General features: G+C 49.1%; 2 protein-coding genes. Both read right to left on the reverse strand.

From position 1 onward, the window contains the following. Positions 1–711: TIGR01777 family oxidoreductase (locus B3180_RS06230; protein ID WP_286843566.1), on the reverse strand; the 711-nt coding region annotated here is incomplete at its 3' end. A 19-nt stretch (positions 712–730) separates the two neighbouring features. Next, positions 731–2,176, reverse strand: a 1,446-nt coding sequence (locus tag B3180_RS06235) for an ABC transporter permease (protein WP_349677612.1), incomplete at its 5' end; no start/stop codon positions are given.

A 2,176-nucleotide genomic window follows, 5' to 3' on the forward strand; every position in this document is an offset into this window, starting at 1 on the left:
CAGAGTACGGCTAAAGGCTTCATTAGTAACGGGCCCCGGAGCGGTCATGTTAACTGGCCCCGACAAATTGTCGTGTTCCAGCAGATACTGAATCGCGCGGATCATATCCTCAAGCTGTATCCACGACATCATCTGATCACCATCGCCCAAAGGGCCACCTAAGCCAAACTTATATGGAAAAAGCATTTTGGCCAGGGCGCCCTCGCCTTTTGCCAGAACCACACCGGTGCGTAGCAGAACCACGCGGGTTGCATCCTCTGCAGCTAAAGCCCGACGCTCCCATTCCTGACATAAGGTCACCGCAAAGTCAGTATGCTTAGGGCTCTCGTTCTCATCTACGGGCTGAACGTCACGCGGGCCATAGTAGCCAATAGCGGAACCACTCAGAAATACCTTAGGAGGCGTTTCTGCGGCCTTGATCATAGCCGCCAGCTTTTCGGTAACCTGCCAGCGGCTGTCTTTTAATGCCTGTTTGCGGGAATCGCTCCAACGCTTATCCGCAATGCCTTCCCCTTGTAGATTAATAACGGCTTCAAATTGACCAATATCCGTTAATTCGTCCACCGAAGAAAGCAAAGTGACATCCTCACCCAAGGCCTTTTTTGCGCGTTCCTTGTTGCGGGTAGTGACCGTAAACTGATGCTCACTTCGGTACTTGCGAATAAACGCTGAGCCAATAAGCCCGGTACCACCTGTCATTAAAATGTTCATTGGTCACCTCCCTATTTTGTTAAGTCAGCTTGCGTATTAACTGAGCGGTATTTCTCTGAATAAGTCGGTAGCAGGATAAGCGGCCTAAAACAGCAACCACTACGGCACCAAATGCCGGCCCTAACAGCCACAACTTCCAGTGAATAACCGGCGTCATGTTAAACACCTGGTTCTGCAGTATGAACAGTGATATCTCCATTGCCAAAGTTGCTATCAGTCCACTAATGGCACCTAACACCAAAAACTCATAAGTAATACTACGGCTCAGTAATTTACCCGGTGCCCCCAGTGTTCTTAGAATAACTAATTCTTTCTGGCGCTCTTCCATACTCGCCTGAACTTGCGCTACCAGCACTAAAGCGCCAGCAATGATCACAAGTACCAGTACAAACACAATGGCTAAGCTCACCTGCCCAATCACTTCCCGTATTTGATCTATCATGGCATCCAAATCAATTAAAGATGCCTGCGGGAAAGGCTTGAACAACTCATACAGGTCACTTTTACGTTCTTCATCCAGTCTGAAACTGGTGATATAAGTCGCCGGAAAATCTTCCAGAGTCGAGGTATTGAAGATCATGTAAAAGTTTGGCTGCAAGGTATTCCAGTCAGCTTTACGCAAGCTGGTCACCGGTACAGTGAATTCTTCGCCACCTAAGTTAAAGCGTAGTTCATCACCGACTTTAATATCCAGTCGTTCTGATACATTCAGCTCCACCGAGACCTGAGGTTCGGCATTGTCGCCCCACCACTCTCCTGCGGTAAGTACGTTGTTAGGAGGCAAACTGTCACGCCAGGTTAAAGAGAGCTCTCTGCCTATGCCTTCACGACCGTCATTTTCTGACGCATCTTCATCAGAGACTTCCTCGTCACGATCCTCTTTGGTAACTTCGTCCTCGAGTTTCTCCCCGTTAATATGGGTTAAACGTCCCGGCACAATAGGATAGAGATCGGTCGACGGAATATTTTCCCGCTCGAACATTGACTGCATGTCATCAACGTTATCTTCAGCAATGTTAATTGCGAAATAATTTGGCGCATCGGCAGGTAGCTGACGTTTCCAGTCTTCCAGTAAATCGTTCCGTAGAACAATGACAAGCAGCAACAGCATAATGGCCGTTGAAAAGCTCAGCATTTGAACGCTATTTGCTGCCGCCCGACGTTGCAGGCCAGCCATTGCCAGTCGCCAGCTGCTGCCTGCCTGCATACCCGCTTTACGGCTGGCTGAAATAAACAAACGACCCAGCCCCAGTAAAATAACAGCAGCAACTGCGCCACCGGCAAACAAGGCCGTGGAAAGCCACCATTGCTGACTGTAAATCACCAGCAGTGCGTAAATGGTTCCGCCACTCAGTACCCATTGCAACCAACGCACCGCATTACCAGCCGTCAATTGACGGTGCAATACGCGTAGCGGTGGAATTGATACCAACCTGAATAATGGATACAGGGTAAACATAACCGC

This window comes from Idiomarina sp. UBA4206 (assembly GCF_002383015.1).
In the GTDB taxonomy this organism is placed as follows: domain Bacteria; phylum Pseudomonadota; class Gammaproteobacteria; order Enterobacterales; family Alteromonadaceae; genus Idiomarina; species Idiomarina abyssalis.